Below are 18,280 nucleotides of genomic sequence, written 5' to 3'. Positions count from 1 at the left end.
AGTATTTTTTAAATACGCAAAGGCAACAAGCATCAAATATATAAGAGACTATTATGAGCAACGTAGGTCAGCGCGAACGCATCACCCAAAATCGTATCGTTCAGTTTTTTCAAACTGACTTAGGTTATCGCTATTTAGGTGATTGGCAAGATCGTGCAAATAATAAGAATATTGAAGTTGAGATCCTTGTTGATTGGTTAACAAAGCGTGGTGTAAGTGAAGCGTTGATCAATCGCACAATTCGCCAGCTAGATGCAGCCGCCGCACTGGGTGAAGGGAAAAAACTCTATTACGCCAACAAAGAGGTTTATCGCTTATTACGTTACGGTGTGAAAGATAAAGAAGGTGCTGGCTACCAAAATGAAACTGTTTGGTTGATTGATTGGAATAATCCCGAAGCCAATGACTTTGCAATTGCAGAAGAAGTTTCAATTAAAGGTGAAAATAAGAAACGCCCAGATATTGTGCTGTATGTCAACGGTATTGCGCTGGGTGTGATAGAGCTTAAACGCTCATCTGTCTCTGTTTCTGAAGGTATTCGCCAAAATCTGGATAACCAAAAGAAAGATTTTATTCGTAATTTCTTCACCACGATGCAATTGGTGATGGCAGGCAATGATACTCAGGGACTACGTTACGGCACAATTGAAACACCCGAAAAATTTTATCTTGAGTGGAAGGAACCGCTAGAAAATAATTATGACTATAAACTCGATTTTCACCTAAGCCGTGTATGTAATAAGGCGCGCTTTTTACAAATTATCCATGACTTTATTGTCTTTGATGCAGGAACAAAGAAAACCTGTCGCCACAACCAGTTTTTCGGTGTTGAAGCGGCTAAGCATCATATCGCAAAGCGTGAGGGAGGCATAATCTGGCATACTCAAGGCTCAGGTAAAAGCTTAACGATGGTGTGGTTAGCTAAATGGATACGGGAAAATGTCACTGATGCTCGTGTGCTGATTGTGACTGACCGAACTGAACTTGACGAACAGATTGAAAAAGTGTTTACAGGTGTTGACGAAGAAATTTACCGCACCAAAAGTGGTGCAGATCTTGTGGCCACGTTAAATCAACCTAACCCGTGGTTGATCTGCTCATTAGTGCATAAATTTGGGCGACAGTCTGATTCTGAAAGTGATACCGCGACCGATGAATTTATTGAAGAACTGAAAAAATCACTGCCATCGAGTTTCAATGCTAAAGGAACATTGTTTGTCTTTGTGGATGAGTGCCACCGTACTCAATCTGGCAAGTTGCACAATGCAATGAAGACCATTTTACCCGAAGCCATGTTTGTCGGTTTCACCGGCACTCCCCTGATGAAAAAAGACAAAAAAAAATCAGTTGAGATATTTGGTCCTTATATTCATACCTATAAATTCGATGAGGCTGTAGCCGATGGCGTAGTATTGGATTTACGCTATGAAGCAAGAGATATAGACCAACACATTACCTCCCAAAAGAAAGTTGATGAGTGGTTCGAGGCAAAAACTCGCGGATTATCTCGAATAGCTAAAACGCAGCTCAAACAAAAATGGGGCACAATGCAAAAGGTGCTATCCAGTAAATCACGCTTACAGCAGATTGTGAATGATATCTTGCTGGATATGGATACTAGACCACGTCTAATGGATGGCCATGGTAATGCAATGTTAGTCTGCTCCAGCGTTTATCAGGCCTGTAAAGCCTATGAGATGTTTAGCCAGACCGATTTAGCGGGTAAGATTGCCATCGTCACCAGTTTCCAACCAACACCTGCAAGCATTAAAGGTGAGGAGACTGGGGAAGGCTTAACAGAAAAACTCTTTAAATACGATATTTACCGCAAAATGTTAGCAGACTACTTCGAACTACCTGAAGACAAAGCAGCTAATAAAGTTGAGGATTTTGAAAAGGAAGTTAAAAAGCGTTTCGTTGATGAACCCGGGCAAATGCGCCTGCTGATTGTGGTCGATAAATTGTTAACTGGCTTTGATGCGCCTTCTGCCACTTATTTGTATATTGATAAGCAAATGGCAGATCACAGCCTGTTTCAGGCAATTTGCCGAGTTAACCGTCTAGATGGTGATGATAAAGAATACGGTTATATCATCGACTATAAAGATTTGTTCCGTTCATTAGATAAAGCTATTTCTGATTATACTCAAGGCGCATTTGAGGGCTATGACAAGGAAGATGTGGTTGGTTTACTAAAAGACCGATTAGAGCAAGCGAGACTCGATTTGGACAGTGCTCTGGAAATGGTTCGAGCATTATGTGAACCAGTAAAAGCACCACGAAATACAGAGGATTATATCCATTATTTTTGTGGCGAATCAGGCTTAAATCAAGATGAGTTAACCGAGAAAGAGGCACTACGTCTAACCTTATACCAGAGCGTTGCCAAGTTACTGCGGGCATTCGCAAATATCGCCAACGAAATGCCTGATGCTGGTTATTCTGCTCATGATGTTGACTCAATTAGGTCTGAAGTTTGCCACTATGAAAAAGTTCGCGATGAAGTGAAGCTTGCAAGTGGTGATCTCGTCGAAATGAAGCGCTTTGAGCCTGCAATGCGTCATCTGCTAGATATGTATATTCGTGCCGATGATAGTGAAGTCCTTATGGACTTTGAAGAGCTCGGCTTGATTGAATTAATCGTCGAAAAAGGAGTCAGTGCTGTCGATGCTCTGCCCGAGGATCTGCGTAAAAATCCGGGAGCCATGGCTGAAACTATTGAGAATAACGTTCGAAAAATCATTGTTGATGAAAACCCGGTTAACCCTAAATACTATGAACAGATGTCAGTTTTGCTGAATGAACTGATCGAACTTCGCCGACAAAAGGCCATTGAATATCAGGATTACCTAGAGAAAATACGTGAACTCGCCGCTAAAGTGGTACGCCCTGAGCAAACAGCATCTAGCTATCCTGCATCGATGGATACTAATCCCAAGCGTGCTTTTTATGATAACTTTGGCAAAGATGAATTGCTTGCCACCAAAATTGATAGTGCAATTCGTTATACGAAGAAGGCGGACTGGGTTGGAGATCGTTTTAAAGAACGGGAAATTGCCAATGCTATTCGAGAAGAAACGGCCGGTTATGAATTGGATATTCAAGCTGTAATGGAACTCGCTAAAGCGCAAAAAGAGTATCAATCATGACGATGATTGAAATTGGTTCAATCGCAATACAGTTGAATCGTAAAGCAATCAAAAATTTACATATCAGCGTGTTACCACCAGATGGTCGTGTACGTGTATCTGCACCTGTATCTATGACAGAAACAGCTATTCGTATGGCGGTGATCCGTCGTATCCCTTGGATTAAACAGCAGCAGAATAATTTTATAAAACAACCCCGCCAATCAGAACGCGAAATGGTCAGTGGAGAATGCCATTACTTGTGGGGTCGGCGCTATCGCCTCAATGTTGTAACACATATAGGAAAGCATGAAGCCAAATTAGGCCGTGGGCGATTACATTTGTATGTAAGCCATACTGCAACTGCTGAGCAAAAGGCTTTAGTTCTCACTAAATACTACCGTGAAGCACTTAAAAAGCGAATAGCTGACTTGTTACCTATTTGGGAAAGCAAAATAGGTGTCACTGTCGACGCTTGGGGCGTGAGAAAAATGAAAACCAAATGGGGCAGTTGCAATACGCAAGCAAAACGTATTTGGTTAAACTTAGAACTCGCCAAAAAACCACCAGAATGTTTAGAATACATCCTAGTTCATGAGTTAGTTCACCTACTTGAACGTAAACATAATGAACGATTTAAAGCCTATATGGATAAGCTACTTCCTGACTGGCAAGAACGCAAAGACTTGCTGAATAAAGCACCGTTGGCTTACAGCCATTGGTTGTACTAACTTTAGCCCTTATAAAGAACTCAACTAATCTTAACCACTACGTTAAATAATAATTTAATTAAAATACGTTATTCGCTAACAAATTGAAGGTATGGTATACATCAAATGAATAAGTTGATAAAGACGTTCACCATACCTTAGCAAAATACCACAACTTGAAGCCTCATGAGTATAACTCTAATGTGGCACTATTCACTGTTCACTATTATTTCGCAAGCCACTCTATTAAGCTCAACAAATTCATCCCATGTATACAGATTGGTATAGTTAAGTGCATACTGTTTATCCACTCTACATATATCCGGCCGCTCATGATAAATAGTGCATAGCAAATTCGTTTCATTATAGTGCTTACAGATACCATCACCACGATCTAGAAACTGAGTTTCCTCCGCGCGGTCTACATGGCGGCAGCAAGCACCACATTTATCACAAGGAAAGCTATGTTCAAGCGTTAGCGTCATAAGGAATCTAACCATTCGTCGAATGAATTTTCATTATCGACATCATAAGGTAAAGCGATATTATTACGCTTGATTTCCTGATCAAGGATAATTTTACGTTCATATTCTGAATTGGTCGCTTGTAATTCATTCACAAATAACTGCATTTCAACGACATCAAAATTAAATTCCAATTGTGACAATTCAACTAAATATTGATCTAAAGCTAAATTAACCTGTTGATAATACTGCAATGTTAGCTCAAATTTATCACGAAATTTATTTAAAAAACGCCAGACCTTATTCATTAGCTCACTGTGTTCTAAAAAATAACACATCGCTAATGTAACTAATCCCGAAACTAACGCCCCTATAAATATCGAGACATCATTTCCAAAAGGAAATGTTAATATACCATTTAGCCATGTTGTCAGCGCTGAGCCTAATATGACAGATATACTTACAGAGATGATTTTTATTGCTGATTTCAGCAAATCACCTAACGCCAAATTTTCCGGGTTAAAAAACAGTAACTTAACCGCTGAAACTAAGCTATTCCAAGATTCACGGATTAATTTACCCACCAGCTTTGTTGAGGTGAAAAATATATTTAATAAAGTGTTAGTGACGCTGGCTAATAAACCACCAAATAAACCATTTTTAAATTCCGTAAAGAAATCTTTAAAACGAACTTTCAATCTTTCCCAAATGTTAGTAACTACATTTCCCAAATCTTCTAAAAAAACTTTAAATTTAAAATTTGATTTATGGCTATTGATCAATTTTGGGATAGCATCTTTTAATTCAAACCAAAGCTCTGCAAATACAATCCCTAACATCTGCCTAGCCCCCATTCTGATGCCTGTATTGACAGCAGACAAAGCTGTATTAGCAAAAAATTTACTACTGCCATAGTACTTACTGCTAACTTCAGCGTCATATTGCTTTCTAGCTGATTCATCGACAGCCTTCATCGCATCAAAATTGGCCTTTTCTTTATTCTTCAGCGTCCTTAATTTTTTTAATTCAACATCGGTCAGTTGTCCTTTATTTTCTAATGCACTTATATCTGCTTTTATTTGAGCTTGCTGAGATTGCATACGCAAAATAAAATCAGCCATTTTGCTGGCTTTTTTCGATTTATTTATTGTTTCATTAGTAAATGTTAAATTAAAATCGCGATTAGCTAAATCAGCTCCATTAAGCTCCGCTAAAACCCGAGCTGGGTCATTATGTACTTCATAAGCAGCAATGATATGGTCAAGGTTAGTCACATCATGTTGACTAAATGTCTCACCGGTATAAGAATCCTTTAGCTCGCCTGCAAGCTTTTTTTGCTTTCCTTGTCGATTTGTTTCTTTGTAATTTTGATGGCTATGATATTCATGGGAATCATATTCTCCGCGATTTTCATAGCGTTCTTGCTCTGCCTCTGTTGCCCAAATATTCTGCCTAACGTTATGTATGGTATCAACATCCCCACCTTTTTTATCCTTTAATAATAAAAAATCCAGACCAAAGGAAGTGACTAAACTTTGAACAATTGTATCGTTAATTTCTTTTTGCCAATTATAATTTGACTGTTGCATATGCCTTACCTATAAAGTAGCCGCCTAACACGGCTACTTATGATTTACTACGCGTCATCAACATTAAGCATTAAGAGAGAGTGAAACGTTCTGTTTCATCTAACTGCTTATCCAGGCTATCCTGATTTAGCACTTTCAATCCATTGCTATCAGTTTCAATTTCAATGACTCCATCAACAATAGTCGCTTCATTATTTTCATTCAATTTTGGTTTAAATAGTGGAGTTGTTATTAGATTGGTCATAATTGACGCAAGGCTATAACCATTTTTCATGATGAGTCTCAAGTCATCCGTAATAACTTTACTATTTGGCTGTCCTGATGCTTTAGCACGTTCAATAAGTTCATTTGCTTCAATCAGTTTAGATAAATAAGGTTGGAATATTTCAAATTGAGCTTCCAAGACTTGATAAATAGCAACAACATATTCTTTGGTTTTGGTTAAATTTTCTTTAGCGAGTGTCATTTTATGGACTGCATCACGCACTTCAGAACGAATTTTTTGTGCATTCTCTAATGCTTTCTCAGCATGAGAATTATAAGCCCAACCTGCAATTGCCAGAATAGGTGCAACAACAGCTCCGCCTAAGACCATTGCACCGCCAGCCATGCCCCATCCCCCAGCTGCCAATGAACCTCCACCAATAGCAGCCATTGTTGCATTATACGCTGCTGCGCCAGACAGTGCTGCAATTGGTGTACCTGTAGAAGCCGCAGCAAATGCCATGACTCCACCATAAACAGCAAAGCCAGCAGCTGCACTTGATGCACCAGCACCAACTACTGTTCCAAGATACTCTGTCGCTGAAATCGCTAAACTTTGAATTTTATCAATTTCATGTTGAGGAATAGAAACCGTGATATCTTGACCTGACTCACCAAGTTTTTTTAAAATAGCTTGAGCTATCGTGTTGAATTTATTGAAATTATCACCAATATTTAATTCCAATGTACCAAGCTTTTCTAATTCAGATGTTGTGCTGACATTAATATCTTCTAGTACTTCTTTATTTTCATCGTAACGATGTTGTGCTTTTTCTAAAATTTCATCAGCCTCTGACTTTGTTTGATAACCGTCATATGCTTTTTTCCCGCCAAATGCAGCTGCTGCAATAGCAGCCCCAGCAATAATAAATGGAATAGCCATAGTACCCTCTTAATTTTTATGACATTGAAATAATCGACTATAAACGTTTAATATAGTCGTATAGATTTCGTTCAAGTTTTAACTTTAACCATTCGGGCTCTAATATCTTAATATTAGGTAGCCAGTATTGAATTAAAGGTAATATTTGTTTGTCACTCATTGCTACACATGAAATAGTGAAATAATTTTCATTCTCCTCAATAATAGATTGCCGAGGAAAGATATCTCTTCTTTTAAAATATTCTGCTATCGAAGATGATATCTCCATTCGGACATCAAAATAGCTGCTTGTTGTCCATGGATCTTGACTATTCAATAACATACCACTAACACTGGCATCAAATTCAAATGACTCTTTACTTACATCTAACCATTCAATTCTATTTAATGAAAATGACTTTAATTGATTATCTTCAGTTGCTTTCAGGTACCAAATCGTATTATGGCAAACTAGTTTATAGGGAGTTAAAATACGATTTTTACCTTTATATAGAACTTGTAATTTTCTTTTGTTATCAATTGAATATCTGATTTTTTCATAGTATTTGCTGAGATAACTTTTAACCCTGTGTTCAATACCATTAAACTTAATGAGAACACTTTTACTTTCAATTGTTTGTGGGATACTTCTCAAAAATGACTGATTAAAATCAGGGAGGTATTTATCTATCCCCAAAAAAGAAATCATTTTGTAATATTCGACAACCATCGAAAACCCATAATTAGAATTACCTTTATGCTCAAGAATTAAGCTTAATGAATTTAAATCTCGATAAATCGTTCTCTCAGTAACTTTAAAACGAGATGCCAATTCAAATTTATTTACTTCACCATAAAGATATGTATCAAGAATAATTGTTGCTAATCTGACTCCCTGATTTTTTTTGTAATCATCCATGTTTATCTCACGTAAATTTAAGTTAAGAATAATTATCCATAGAATAACAAATCAAGTGACAAATAGCGTCAGTACCAAACAAATTCACCAATAGGATAAATCTTATTTTTAATAGATGTATACTTTGTTAATTAATTTTATATCAGTGTAATTCGTAACAATCATCAATTATCGATAGATTAAGCATATATATAACCCATTCATTGATTAATTTACGTATTCTCCATATTTCATGCTAACTATAAGTTCCTACAGGTCCATCTTAAATTTAGATAAATCGTAACCCATTGTTTATAAACATACATTTGTCTACAATAAAAAGAGTAAGCCGGCTTTAGCTTACTCTCCACATAAGGCTCTTAATTATTTGTTCAAATACAGAATTAACTAGCAAAAAAGCCCCCTGACAAATGGTTGCTATACATTATTAAGATGTAAGTCAATCATGAGATATTTACAGAGTTTCAACTCACTAACAGAAAAAATCTCAGATATATATTATCTCCTTGACGGAATAGCTATCATTTTCTTTTATTTCAAGGAGTAATATGTCTCAGCACTCTCACTTTAACCCCCCCCTATCGACTCTACCGACTTCATTCCAAACCTCTTTTTTCAACCAACTCAGCCACCTAATCAACTACTCTCCCATCATCGGTCTGATGGGTAAAACGGGAGCGGGAAAATCCAGTCTTATCAACGCGCTGTTTCAATCACCCCTATCACCTGTGAGTGATGTCTCTGGCTGTACACGCCAAGCCCAACGCTTCAATATGACAATGAACAACCATACTCTCACTTTTGTAGATTTACCCGGCGTGGGGGAAAGTATCGAACGAGATAAAGAGTACCACCAGCTCTATCGCAACTTATTACCAGAACTCGATTTAATCATTTGGGTACTCAAGGCCGATGACCGAGCATGGTCTTCTGATGAACAGTGTTATCGCTTTCTCACGAAGAAATGCGGTTACCAACCTAATCAATTTCTATTTGTCTTGAACCAAGCCGATAAAATAGAGCCTTGTCGCCAGTGGAATGAACACAACCACCAGCCATCCTCAGAGCAGGCCTATAACTTAAAATTAAAGCAACAAGCCGTCATAACCGCCTTTAAGCCGCATTATCCTGTGATAACAGTTTCTGCGGTCGAAAACTATCAACTCACTGAATTAGCAGAGCAACTCATACAGGCGTTACCGGCGCAAGCCAGTAGCGGAGTAGCTAGGCAACTGAACAGCCCTCACCGGACGCAATCGGTGGAGAACGCCGCACGTAACGATTTTGGTCAATGTGTCAGTGATATTGTGGATACCTTAATCAATATCATTCCCTTGCCGCCATTGATAAGAAGTACGGTTAGCACCGTTAAAAACAGTATCGTATCCGTCGCTAAATCCCTGTGGAGAATGTTCTTTTAACCTCTTACATTACCCCATCTCAGCGTCAGTCCTTAACGGGATTGGCGCTTTTTTATTTCTTTTTCTTGGAGTATCAACTGATGAATAATACAACTGGATCCGCTATTGCAATGACACTTGTCCCCGATGAACAACGCCTGGATTTTTGGCTCAACCACTTCGGAAGCGTGAAAGGCTGGACCACCTTTGAAGTGGTCATCTTTACCACTATGGGGCAGTTTTGTGATGACTATCAGGGGGGGTATTGGGAATATTGCACCTTATCCAATGGTGGCGCTTTTATTTATCCCGATTTACCTCAAGAGACACTGACGCTATTCAACCCGCATAACGGCAATGAAGCGAACGTTAGCTGTGAAGCGGCAGGCATTGCCGTGTGTTTGATGATGTACAGTTTATGGTTATTTCAAACTGAAAGTGACACCCTCGTCGATCGCTTTTATCAATTGCGTGATTATGCCGCGCAACACCCAGAACGTTCCGCCATTTTCCATCTAATCGATTAACCACGTCCTTATTTACGCCTTCGTATTATCTATCTACTTTATTTTAAAGGAAATTCATTATGACTCGCTTAGCGTCCCGCTTTGGTACGGCGAATAGCATTCGCCGTGACCGCCCGTTAACTCTCGAAGAGTTATTTCGCACCGTACCCAGTGTGTTCTCTGAAGAGAAACACGATTCTCGTAGCGAAAAGTATACTTATATTCCTACGATTACCTTATTGGATAGCCTGCAAAAAGAAGGCTTTTATCCGTTCTTTGCATGCCAAACTCGTGTGCGAGATGACAGCCGTCGTGATCATACTAAGCATATGTTACGGCTCCGACGTCATGACCAAATTACGGGTAGCCAAGTGCCTGAAATCATCTTACTTAATAGCCATGATGGCTCCAGTAGTTATCAAATGTTACCGGGCTTTTTTCGCTATGTTTGTCAAAATGGGCTGGTTTGTGGCAATACCTTTGGGGAGGTCAGAGTTCCCCATAAAGGTAATGTCGTCGATAAAGTGATTGAAGGGGCTTACGAAGTGTTAGATACGTTTGATGCTATCGCTGAAAAACGTGAGCAAATGCAGTCCTTACTATTACCGCCACCAGCACAACAGATCTTCGCCCAAGCCGCTCTCATGTATCGTTATGGCGAAGAACATCAACCGATCAATGAAGCCCAAGTGTTACAACCTCGCCGCTTTGAAGATAAGAAAGACGATTTGTGGACCGTCTACCAACGTTTGCAAGAAAATTTAATTAAAGGGGGATTATCCGGTAGGAATGCTAAAGGTAAACGCGCTCGCACGCGTTCAGTGAATGGGATAGATGGCGATATTAAGCTCAATAAAGCGTTATGGGTACTGACAGAGCAAATGCATGCGCACTTTTCTGGATGCGAACAACTATAGCCACAGTATACGTTAAATAATTGGATCTTACGGTGAACGCGATGAAATTATCAGAACGGCAACTAAAAACCTTGAGTAATGTGAAACTCAATTATGGCTCACTCTGCAACAAAAGGACACTCAACTCGCTGGAGAAAAAAGGAATGATTCAATGGAATACATCAAACCATTGGGTCTTAACGGAGTTCGGTTTTCATATCTATAACATGAGTAAACGGCGTTGCTTATAAAGCGTTAGCGCTAACATAAAGACTTATCCCGTATTTTGGTGCTTGATAATATCGAGCATACCAACCTATTCAATAAAGGAGAGCATTCTTTAAACATCATTTTATTCCTGTCCATTTTGACTAACTCCGTCATCGACTCTTTTTCTTATTTAAGTACCAAAACAACAGTTGATCGATTACACCGTTCGATAACCGTTTATTGATAGTTACTATCGATATTGCCGTTCGTATTTTAACTATTGATAGGTTAACAGATCGATTAAGTTAAACTATCTCACGCAAAATTATCTTTATGTCAGTGATATTAAGGTGATTGAGTCAAATCTCTCATGCCTTCCACTGATATAACGCGATTCAACCATACTTAATGTGATATTGATTAAAAGGAAATCAATCATGAAAAAAGCGTTTATTGTTTCCGCCCTAATGGGGTGCATTTCATTACCAGCATTCGCTAACACGGATGACAGTAAAACGGGGCTTTATGTCACGGGTAAAATGGGCGCATCCATTGTGCAAATGTCTGGCCAGCAGTTTGTCTACAGTGGCTATGCTGATGCCGGTGATAATGGTACAAAAAATGGAGATAGCCATCGTACTGGCGTATTTGGCGGTGGACTTGCGTTAGGTTATGACTTTTCCAATCAGTTTGATATCCCTGTTCGCGCTGAATTGGAATTTATGGCGCGTGATAAAGCGAATTCAACCTACAACATCCGCGACCGTGTGCGTAATGGCGTACATCAAACTCGTGATATTAAAAACCAAATCAAACTCAATACGTTAATGGTCAATGGGTACTACGACATTAAAAATAGCTCAAATTTCACGCCGTATATCTCTGTCGGGCTAGGCTATGCGGCCGTGGATTTTAAAACCACCCGCGCTGATTCTTATACTCCAGGACTCTCTCTGCATGATACTCACACGCATACCGCCAATAACTTTGCCTGGAGTGTCGGTGCGGGGGTGAACTATGCCATCAATGACGATTGGGATATGGGTCTAAGTTATCGCTATTTAGATGCTGGAAAAGCCGACATCACGACAGCGGTAGGCGATGGGGAAAACACCTCAAAAATCAAAGTGAAGGCCAATGACATCATGCTTGGTTTGACTTACCGATTCTAATCTCTGGCATTCAGCCTTATAGATTACCCTCAACTTACCTAGCCAACATGCCTTTTTGATGTTGGCTATTTTACATCCTAAAAAGGCGGTTACATGAACTCATCTTATTTTATTAAATACCTGCTAATTGCTTTTGTCATTAGCGCAATTGTCGTTGTTTATAATTGGATTTCGCCTACCGGTCATATCTACGGTATTTGGGCGGGGATTAAGTTTTTCGTTGTCATGGGATTAGGCACCGGAGTGGGCATGTTTATCGGTAATGCTATACGACTCGCAATTATGCCAGATTACATCACAACACGCGAAGGTGCGATAGGGCTGATACAAGCCAAGCTCTTTTGGGCTATCGGCCCTCAAATCATTGGCTGGTTTGTCGGGCTGATCCCTGTGTACTCTTTCTTTTATGGCTGAATATCCAATGAAAAATCGCAACCTATTTCGTTTATATCTGCTTATTTTAAGCTTATTCCTGATAACCAGTTGTTCAGATTCGCCCAAAGAGGTTTTTATGCATCAATGTGTTAACAACAGTAATGCCTTTAATAAACAGGAATGTGAATGCGCATTCACTCTTCTGACTAAAAAATTCCCTGAAGACAAACTCGCCCAATTTATGGCATCAAAAATCAATACGGCACAATCATTAACGGAAGAACAACGCCAATATCTCGGTTATTCCGCCAAAGCGCTTCAATATTGTTCTCGACATCGTAGAGGTTAAATGATGATGAAAAAAATACTATTAGCCTGTGTTCTCATGAGCGGCTCACTAAGTGCATTCGCTATCCCCAATTATTGGTCGGCAACCTTCGCACAAGGCTATATGGAGTACGCCATCAGTAATGATAAACATCTCAGTGTTATTCTTGCCTGTAATATTGCTGCTGATGAGGAATATGATAATGGCGTTTATCTTTATCAAGATGGACATCCTATCGATACAAACAATATCGCCTTTGTTATTGACGATGAAGTCTATTACATTCCGGAGGAAACCAAAACGCGTAGTGAAGGTAATTCCTGGACTCTCTTTACGCAAGCGATAACAAAAGCGAACTCATTTGCAGTGTACGCCAATGATAAACCGATTGGTCAGTTTACCCCCAATCCTAAAAACAGGGCAAAAATTTTTGCCGACTTTGATTGTAATGCCGTATTTTATCGCGATATTGCCCGCTGATCCCCCTTCTATTTTGTTTATCGGCCCATCAAAATTGGGCCATTTTTCATTGATATCAATCATCTCATTCATTATTATTTCAAGAGATCAAATAAACAGGTCTCCATATGGATCCCTGCCCTTTTCGAGATCATATTCTCAAAAAAGAGACCATTTTGGTGCTCGGCAAATACCATTTTAAAGCTGAGGGCACAATTGAGGGTATAAATTAAACAGAACTAAATTAATCACTTTAAATATATGATGTTATGATGAAAAGTCGATTCCCAGTCCGCTACCTTTATTTCTACAGTGGCATCCTCAAGTCAAGTAAACTCCTTTATATTCCTTGTATTATCACTCATATAACTTCACCGAACTCAGCACCTGACAGATACAGACTGCCAAACCTAAAGACAAAGAGTATAAGCTCTCTGATGAGCGAAGACTTTACCTTCTCGTTAAACATAATGGCACTCGTTAGTGACGAATGAAATATCACTTCGCAGGTAGAAAGTGTTCAGAATTCTGTGTCACTTTATTTTAATAATTTACGATCTATTTGTATTTGACCCTATATTTCCAGACATTTCATATCAATCTCTTTTACTTAAAGAAAAATAGCTCTCTTTCTCAAAATATCCCCATCAATTAAACTCAATACATCAATAATAGGACATGAATATGCACATGACAGCAACGGCTTCCTCATGCCTAAAATCAGGGATTATCTCTGTTTTTATTACGAATTTAGGAAAATATAACGAAGGCGAACTGGTCGGTGAGTGGCTTGAGCTTCCGGCAACCTCAAAAGAAATAGAACACTGTTTAATGCGGATTGGCATTGATGGTATTCACTATGAAGAGTATTTCTTGACCGACTATGAATCCTCAATTGATGGCCTTTCGTCCTACATTTCAGAATACAGCCTTTTAGATGAGTTGAACGAGTTAGCCACACAATTAGCCATGTTATCGCCTGATGAAATTGACCTTTATCAGGCGGCAATTGAAATCGGAGCTTCAGCGAGTTCAATCCATGATTTAATTCATTTAGCGGATAATTTAGATTCTTTCCAGCAATTAGCGGGGGTCAATAATGAATATGACTTAGGTTACTACTGGATAGAAGAAAGTGGTTGTTATGATTTAGCACAACTTGGGCATTTATCCCATTACTTTGACTATGAACGCTATGGACGTGATGTTTGTCTTGAGCAAGGCGGAATTTTTCACAGTGGAGGATATGTTTATCATACGGGTGGGTAGATAGGACAACAACATGAGAGTCAAACCGCTTTCATTCCTTAAGGCGGGAAATAAAGAATGTCGTGGTTCCCCAATGACATCCATAAGCTAGAACGTTAATCAAACTAAACCCTACTTTATGCCATCTTTATGGATATCCGTGAAGATGGCTATTATGGTATTCTTTTTTTATTTAATTCAAACCATTAAATGGATATTTATCTTACTGTGATGACAAATGCACTAATAGAAGCAAGATAGCCACATATTGGCTTTCAACATAACACCCTATGCACCATACCCCTTGGCGTAAGTAGAATGGACGAGTGTTAATCAGGTGGCCTTGCGCACATTGCAGTTTCAGCTTTTGGTTGCCCTCTTCAGGGTTAAGCCATACACCACCCTAGACCGCCACGATTTGGGCTATTTTGGCCTTAAGCTATTCAGAATAGGCTTGGATACTTTGCCCCACATTACTGGGCCAATGCACAATCACAGCAAGAAAAGCATGCTGTTGTTCCGGCGGCGCATGACGCAGAGCAAAACCCGCTTTTTCGGGTAATTTAATGAATGTCATTAGTTACCTGCTAATCATATCATCGTGACTCGTTATCTTATTAGTCAACTTAACCGATATTTTCATTATTGGCCGACGTTTGATGTTAAGTCGTTGGTTGAAAATATTGTGTATAAATTAACATTGTCTTCTCTTTTAAAACACCGTGAGTCACCTCAGGCTTAAAAGGACTTTTAGCGAAAATCTCACCACTGCATAACATGATGTTAAACCCCGCAATCTCAGCTAGCTCATCATGAGAAAGGCAATAAACCATCCGACCTGATTGACTCCATACCATCGCACCGGAGCACATACAACAGGGCTCACAACTGGTATACAGCGTGTACTCAGATAAATTCATGATTTTATGTAATGAACGCATCCCATCTAACTTGACTAGGCGCACAAAAGATGAGCAGTGAGGTGCGGAGCCTCATAGATTTCCGGCATCATAGTGCCCGATACGGGATGCATAAAGCTCCCTCAGACTGGAGACTCCACAACATGAAATATACACCGATTGGCGTTGATATCGCAAAGCATTTGATCCAAGTTCACTTCATTAATGAATATACAGGTGAAGTGTTTGATAAACAGATCCGTTGTCAGGATTTTCTGACGTTCTTTAGTAACCGGGAACCTTGCCTGATTGGCATGGAGGCCCGTGGAGGCTCACAGCACTGGGTGCGTGAGTTGAAAAAACAGGGTCATGAAGTGCGATTATTGCAAGGCCGTTTTGTAAAAGCATTCGTCATGTGTCACCGATCATATCAGTATCAGACCGTATTAATCGCTGATACTGATAAACATTAACGCTTAAAAAAGGGTGAATACTGAAAGGTTGCTCTGGTGGCCAGCGTGATGACAAAGACAGGTAAAACCGGGACTCACTAAACCTGAATGATTTTTTGAGCTTGAAGCTCGCAGAGGAAATGAGGTGTGAGTCAGCGAATTACATAGGGGCTCGCAGCTTTATGGCTGCAAAAAGTCGGATATAAAGCTGCAACCTACCCGTCAATGTCAAAACAATGAATGCTGTTGCAAACGGGATGCGTTCATATAATAAATCATGATTAAATACGTATTCATTTTCATGACTTTTTGCCTCAATTTTACCGCGAGCGCCTTTAACACGAATGTATTTGATACCGCCATCGATAAAAGTGGTTTTACACCAATGTGTAATAACCAAGCGATTGCCGATAAGGATTGTCGTGTTGATGATTACCTCGAGGGACGTTATGTCGTCACGAGCACAGTGAATCTGGGCGCTAAATGCGCCTTCGTGATTGCCGAAGTGATTGATAGTCAAACAAACCAACTATTCAGTACCTCGACTGGCGATTGTGAAGACGGCCCTCTCGATACCTATTACCGCTTATCCCGTATTAACAAAAAAGTGTGGCTGGATGCTTACAGCCAAGGAAAACACATTGACCATGTGGAGGTTATCTTTCAATGAAACATCGCGCATTAAATAGCCTTCCTTTCGTGGGAATTATTGCTGTCATCACGTTGAGAATTTATTACGGCGAACAAACTAAACCAACTTATCGAGATTGTGTTGAGCTCAGCTCCTGCCAATATGCTTCAGATTTATGAGCAACCTGATAGAACGTCCAAGTCTATCAACTATCAGCTCACATCAGGAAAAGAACAATTCTAGATCGCTAAACGAACGGATGATAAACAATGGGTACAACTCTACCATGCCATAACACTTTTTGATGATTTACCTGAATCGGCTAAACTCGGATGGGTCAGTGCCAAGAACATAAACACATTGGGGATAGTTGAGTGCATGACTAAGAATTAGAGCTCATGATAAAATAATAATCGAAGGTGGGTATTGTTACCATTACTTCACCTTTATTATCTTACTAGTCTCAATTCGAACTCGTTATACCCAAATTGAGTCCAATACTAGCCAATACAATCGGAGGGAAGCCAAAATAAAATGGCATACTGGATGGCATACTCATAAAACCTAAAAAACAAAAACGCCATGCTAATCAATAGCATGGCGTTGAATTCTGGCGGAGGAGGAGAGATTCGAACTCTCGGATGGTTTCCCATCGGCGGTTTTCAAGACCGCTGCCTTCAGCCGCTCGGCCACCCCTCCGCAATGACGAGCACTATAAACATCTCGCCTATCGATGTAAACCCCTGATATGTTCAAGTGATGTAAAAATATGCGGTTTCTGGTTCAATGGATTAAAATATCATCAATGCAGTGTGAAAAACTTGGGTTCTCAGCCAAAATTTGCTAGATTTCATCACTCTCTACTGTTGGATTAAAATTATTATGTTGGTGTTTGAAGGTCAGGAAATTGAAACTGATGCTCATGGTTATCTTATAAATAGCGAGCTATGGCGTGAGGAAATGGTTCCTCTATTAGCTGAAAGCGAAAATATTTCGCTTACTAATGAGCATTGGGAAATTATTCGTTTTGTACGTGAGTTCTATCTGGAATTTAATACTTCACCAGCTATCCGTATGCTAGTAAAAGCTGTTGCAAAGAAATTTGGCGAAGAAAAAGGTAATAGCCGTTATCTCTATCGACTGTTTCCTAAAGGCCCAGCAAAACAAGCAACAAAACTCGCTGGATTACCAAAACCAGTTAAATGTATTTAGTCTGCATCAAATGCTCCTAAGCGCACATCTTTACTCAGTGGCGGACTGTAAAATCTGCCACGACTTCAAGCTCACCGTTCTCTGCAAAATAGTGTTCTATTCTTGCGCCAAAAGGTCCACCAGATTTTAGCCATTGTTCCGCTTGGCGTATATCATCCTGAGTACCATAAATAGCTAATTTTACGCTACCATCTTCACGATTCATCACATAGCCTTTTAGTGCCTGTTTTTTTGCCCAATGATACGCTTGGTAACGAAATCCAACGCCTTGAACCCGCCCATAAATATAGAATACCCGTAGGCTATTTGTCTCTGCCATATTGCCTCCAATGATTGGCTCCAATAATAGGGTAATGCCCTAAAATAGTAGTATTAAATATAGTAGGAGATAAATTACTGTCCATAAATCTGAATGATCCCACTATTGTATTTTAATCATTCTACGGATAGTCTGAAGGAGAAGTTACTGCTTTTGTCTATAAATACGATCTATTGCGTTGAAAATATTAATAGGGTTGATAAACAATTAAATACTATTAACTTGAAATTATGATTC

General features: G+C 39.4%; 20 protein-coding genes, 1 tRNA gene and 1 pseudogene. 14 read left to right on the top strand and 8 right to left on the bottom strand.

Annotated features, from left to right (window positions below; all coding sequences use genetic code 11):
* The first annotated feature begins 53 nt into the window (after positions 1-53).
* Complete coding sequence (locus tag MNY66_RS05325) at positions 54-3,149, top strand: type I restriction endonuclease subunit R (RefSeq protein ID WP_241501602.1); 3,096 nt, start codon at positions 54-56, stop codon at positions 3,147-3,149.
* Positions 3,146-3,859 carry a M48 family metallopeptidase gene (locus tag MNY66_RS05320; protein ID WP_241501601.1) on the top strand — a complete coding sequence of 238 codons (714 nt, stop codon included), beginning with the start codon at positions 3,146-3,148 and terminating at the stop codon, positions 3,857-3,859. The genes MNY66_RS05325 and MNY66_RS05320 overlap by 4 nt, the downstream gene beginning before the upstream one ends.
* 188 nt (positions 3,860-4,047) lie before the next feature.
* Here the strand turns inward: MNY66_RS05320 and MNY66_RS05315 are convergent, their stop codons facing one another.
* The 4 genes from MNY66_RS05315 to MNY66_RS05300 all read right to left on the bottom strand — a co-directional run bounded on the left by MNY66_RS05315 (position 4,048) and on the right by MNY66_RS05300 (position 7,936).
* Positions 4,048-4,323 carry a YkgJ family cysteine cluster protein gene (locus MNY66_RS05315; RefSeq protein WP_241501600.1) on the bottom strand — a complete coding sequence of 92 codons (276 nt, stop codon included), beginning with the start codon at positions 4,321-4,323 and terminating at the stop codon, positions 4,048-4,050.
* On the bottom strand, positions 4,320-5,891 hold the full coding sequence (locus tag MNY66_RS05310; RefSeq protein WP_241501599.1) for a cobalamin adenosyltransferase: 1,572 nt from the start codon (positions 5,889-5,891) through the stop codon (positions 4,320-4,322). The genes MNY66_RS05315 and MNY66_RS05310 overlap by 4 nt, the downstream gene beginning before the upstream one ends.
* 70 nt (positions 5,892-5,961) lie before the next feature.
* A complete protein-coding gene (locus MNY66_RS05305) occupies positions 5,962-7,038 on the bottom strand; it encodes a chemotaxis protein (protein WP_241501598.1) in 1,077 nt (358 codons plus the stop codon).
* Positions 7,039-7,075: 37 nt separating this feature from the next.
* On the bottom strand, positions 7,076-7,936 hold the full coding sequence (locus MNY66_RS05300; protein ID WP_241501597.1) for a helix-turn-helix transcriptional regulator: 861 nt from the start codon (positions 7,934-7,936) through the stop codon (positions 7,076-7,078).
* 548 nt (positions 7,937-8,484) lie between these two features.
* Here MNY66_RS05300 and MNY66_RS05295 point away from each other — a divergent pair.
* From MNY66_RS05295 to MNY66_RS05260, 8 genes are all read left to right on the top strand, one after another.
* The gene (locus MNY66_RS05295) at positions 8,485-9,357 is read left to right on the top strand and encodes a GTPase family protein (RefSeq protein WP_241501596.1); all 873 of its coding nucleotides are present in this window, start codon (positions 8,485-8,487) and stop codon (positions 9,355-9,357) included.
* A gap of 80 nt (positions 9,358-9,437) precedes the next feature.
* Positions 9,438-9,863, top strand: a complete 426-nt coding sequence (locus tag MNY66_RS05290; RefSeq protein ID WP_241501595.1) for an antirestriction protein — start codon at positions 9,438-9,440, stop codon at positions 9,861-9,863.
* A gap of 59 nt (positions 9,864-9,922) precedes the next feature.
* Positions 9,923-10,759, top strand: a complete 837-nt coding sequence (locus MNY66_RS05285; protein WP_241501594.1) for a DUF932 domain-containing protein — start codon at positions 9,923-9,925, stop codon at positions 10,757-10,759.
* A gap of 626 nt (positions 10,760-11,385) precedes the next feature.
* The gene (locus MNY66_RS05280; protein ID WP_241501593.1) at positions 11,386-12,120 is read left to right on the top strand and encodes an outer membrane protein; all 735 of its coding nucleotides are present in this window, start codon (positions 11,386-11,388) and stop codon (positions 12,118-12,120) included.
* 93 nt (positions 12,121-12,213) lie between these two features.
* Positions 12,214-12,534, top strand: a complete 321-nt coding sequence (locus tag MNY66_RS05275) for a hypothetical protein (RefSeq protein ID WP_072063290.1) — start codon at positions 12,214-12,216, stop codon at positions 12,532-12,534.
* Between the two features lie 97 nt (positions 12,535-12,631).
* Positions 12,632-12,844 carry a hypothetical protein gene (locus tag MNY66_RS05270; protein WP_239407432.1) on the top strand — a complete coding sequence of 71 codons (213 nt, stop codon included), beginning with the start codon at positions 12,632-12,634 and terminating at the stop codon, positions 12,842-12,844.
* A gap of 6 nt (positions 12,845-12,850) precedes the next feature.
* A complete protein-coding gene (locus tag MNY66_RS05265) occupies positions 12,851-13,303 on the top strand; it encodes a hypothetical protein (RefSeq protein ID WP_241501592.1) in 453 nt (150 codons plus the stop codon).
* A gap of 663 nt (positions 13,304-13,966) precedes the next feature.
* A complete protein-coding gene (locus MNY66_RS05260) occupies positions 13,967-14,551 on the top strand; it encodes an antirestriction protein ArdA (RefSeq protein WP_241501591.1) in 585 nt (194 codons plus the stop codon).
* 418 nt (positions 14,552-14,969) lie between these two features.
* On the opposite strand, the gene MNY66_RS05255 is transcribed toward MNY66_RS05260, so the two are convergent.
* Together MNY66_RS05255 and MNY66_RS05250 are read right to left on the bottom strand one after the other, a co-directional pair.
* A complete protein-coding gene (locus tag MNY66_RS05255; protein ID WP_239407435.1) occupies positions 14,970-15,107 on the bottom strand; it encodes a hypothetical protein in 138 nt (45 codons plus the stop codon).
* 85 nt (positions 15,108-15,192) lie between these two features.
* On the bottom strand, positions 15,193-15,471 hold the full coding sequence (locus tag MNY66_RS05250) for a tRNA-specific adenosine deaminase (protein ID WP_241501590.1): 279 nt from the start codon (positions 15,469-15,471) through the stop codon (positions 15,193-15,195).
* 122 nt (positions 15,472-15,593) lie between these two features.
* Between MNY66_RS05250 and MNY66_RS05245 the strand changes: the two are divergent.
* From MNY66_RS05245 to MNY66_RS05235, 3 genes and pseudogenes are all read left to right on the top strand, one after another.
* A pseudogene (locus MNY66_RS05245) lies at positions 15,594-15,857 on the top strand (IS110 family transposase); the annotation flags it as partial.
* A gap of 301 nt (positions 15,858-16,158) precedes the next feature.
* Entirely contained in the window at positions 16,159-16,551 is a 393-nt protein-coding gene (locus MNY66_RS05240; protein ID WP_241501589.1) for a hypothetical protein, read from the top strand.
* Positions 16,548-16,691, top strand: coding sequence for a hypothetical protein (locus MNY66_RS05235; protein WP_241501588.1), 144 nt, complete (start codon positions 16,548-16,550; stop codon positions 16,689-16,691). The genes MNY66_RS05240 and MNY66_RS05235 overlap by 4 nt, the downstream gene beginning before the upstream one ends.
* 432 nt (positions 16,692-17,123) lie before the next feature.
* Here MNY66_RS05235 and MNY66_RS05230 read toward each other — a convergent pair.
* Positions 17,124-17,211 (bottom strand) — tRNA-Ser (locus MNY66_RS05230).
* A 183-nt stretch (positions 17,212-17,394) separates the two neighbouring features.
* On the opposite strand from MNY66_RS05230, the gene tusE reads away from it, so the two are divergent.
* Positions 17,395-17,724 carry a sulfurtransferase TusE gene (gene tusE / locus MNY66_RS05225; protein WP_047255449.1) on the top strand — a complete coding sequence of 110 codons (330 nt, stop codon included), beginning with the start codon at positions 17,395-17,397 and terminating at the stop codon, positions 17,722-17,724.
* A 34-nt stretch (positions 17,725-17,758) separates the two neighbouring features.
* Here tusE and MNY66_RS05220 read toward each other — a convergent pair whose 3' ends face one another.
* Positions 17,759-18,043, bottom strand: coding sequence for an acylphosphatase (locus MNY66_RS05220; protein WP_241501587.1), 285 nt, complete (start codon positions 18,041-18,043; stop codon positions 17,759-17,761).
* Positions 18,044-18,280 lie beyond the last annotated feature (237 nt).

This window comes from Moellerella wisconsensis (assembly GCF_022592395.1).
GTDB lineage: Bacteria > Pseudomonadota > Gammaproteobacteria > Enterobacterales > Enterobacteriaceae > Moellerella > Moellerella wisconsensis.
The sequence above is the reverse complement of the archived record's forward strand: the minus strand, read 5'-3'. Positions and strand labels throughout refer to the sequence as shown.

What these genes read in the sequence shown, in the direction of transcription:
- MNY66_RS05285 (WP_241501594.1), top strand. Translation starts at nt 9,923, where the DNA reads ATGACTCGCTTAGCGTCCCGCTTTGGTACGGCGAATAGCATTCGCCGT.
- MNY66_RS05310 (WP_241501599.1), bottom strand. Translation starts at nt 5,891, where the DNA reads ATGCAACAGTCAAATTATAATTGGCAAAAAGAAATTAACGATACAATT.
- MNY66_RS05275 (WP_072063290.1), top strand. Translation starts at nt 12,214, where the DNA reads ATGAACTCATCTTATTTTATTAAATACCTGCTAATTGCTTTTGTCATT.
- MNY66_RS05300 (WP_241501597.1), bottom strand. Translation starts at nt 7,936, where the DNA reads ATGGATGATTACAAAAAAAATCAGGGAGTCAGATTAGCAACAATTATT.
- MNY66_RS05320 (WP_241501601.1), top strand. Translation starts at nt 3,146, where the DNA reads ATGACGATGATTGAAATTGGTTCAATCGCAATACAGTTGAATCGTAAA.
- MNY66_RS05280 (WP_241501593.1), top strand. Translation starts at nt 11,386, where the DNA reads ATGAAAAAAGCGTTTATTGTTTCCGCCCTAATGGGGTGCATTTCATTA.
- MNY66_RS05265 (WP_241501592.1), top strand. Translation starts at nt 12,851, where the DNA reads ATGAAAAAAATACTATTAGCCTGTGTTCTCATGAGCGGCTCACTAAGT.
- MNY66_RS05305 (WP_241501598.1), bottom strand. Translation starts at nt 7,038, where the DNA reads ATGGCTATTCCATTTATTATTGCTGGGGCTGCTATTGCAGCAGCTGCA.
- MNY66_RS05240 (WP_241501589.1), top strand. Translation starts at nt 16,159, where the DNA reads ATGATTAAATACGTATTCATTTTCATGACTTTTTGCCTCAATTTTACC.
- MNY66_RS05290 (WP_241501595.1), top strand. Translation starts at nt 9,438, where the DNA reads ATGAATAATACAACTGGATCCGCTATTGCAATGACACTTGTCCCCGAT.
- MNY66_RS05260 (WP_241501591.1), top strand. Translation starts at nt 13,967, where the DNA reads ATGCACATGACAGCAACGGCTTCCTCATGCCTAAAATCAGGGATTATC.
- MNY66_RS05315 (WP_241501600.1), bottom strand. Translation starts at nt 4,323, where the DNA reads ATGACGCTAACGCTTGAACATAGCTTTCCTTGTGATAAATGTGGTGCT.
- MNY66_RS05270 (WP_239407432.1), top strand. Translation starts at nt 12,632, where the DNA reads ATGCATCAATGTGTTAACAACAGTAATGCCTTTAATAAACAGGAATGT.
- MNY66_RS05235 (WP_241501588.1), top strand. Translation starts at nt 16,548, where the DNA reads ATGAAACATCGCGCATTAAATAGCCTTCCTTTCGTGGGAATTATTGCT.
- MNY66_RS05220 (WP_241501587.1), bottom strand. Translation starts at nt 18,043, where the DNA reads ATGGCAGAGACAAATAGCCTACGGGTATTCTATATTTATGGGCGGGTT.
- MNY66_RS05295 (WP_241501596.1), top strand. Translation starts at nt 8,485, where the DNA reads ATGTCTCAGCACTCTCACTTTAACCCCCCCCTATCGACTCTACCGACT.
- MNY66_RS05325 (WP_241501602.1), top strand. Translation starts at nt 54, where the DNA reads ATGAGCAACGTAGGTCAGCGCGAACGCATCACCCAAAATCGTATCGTT.
- MNY66_RS05255 (WP_239407435.1), bottom strand. Translation starts at nt 15,107, where the DNA reads ATGACATTCATTAAATTACCCGAAAAAGCGGGTTTTGCTCTGCGTCAT.
- tusE (WP_047255449.1), top strand. Translation starts at nt 17,395, where the DNA reads ATGTTGGTGTTTGAAGGTCAGGAAATTGAAACTGATGCTCATGGTTAT.
- MNY66_RS05250 (WP_241501590.1), bottom strand. Translation starts at nt 15,471, where the DNA reads ATGCGTTCATTACATAAAATCATGAATTTATCTGAGTACACGCTGTAT.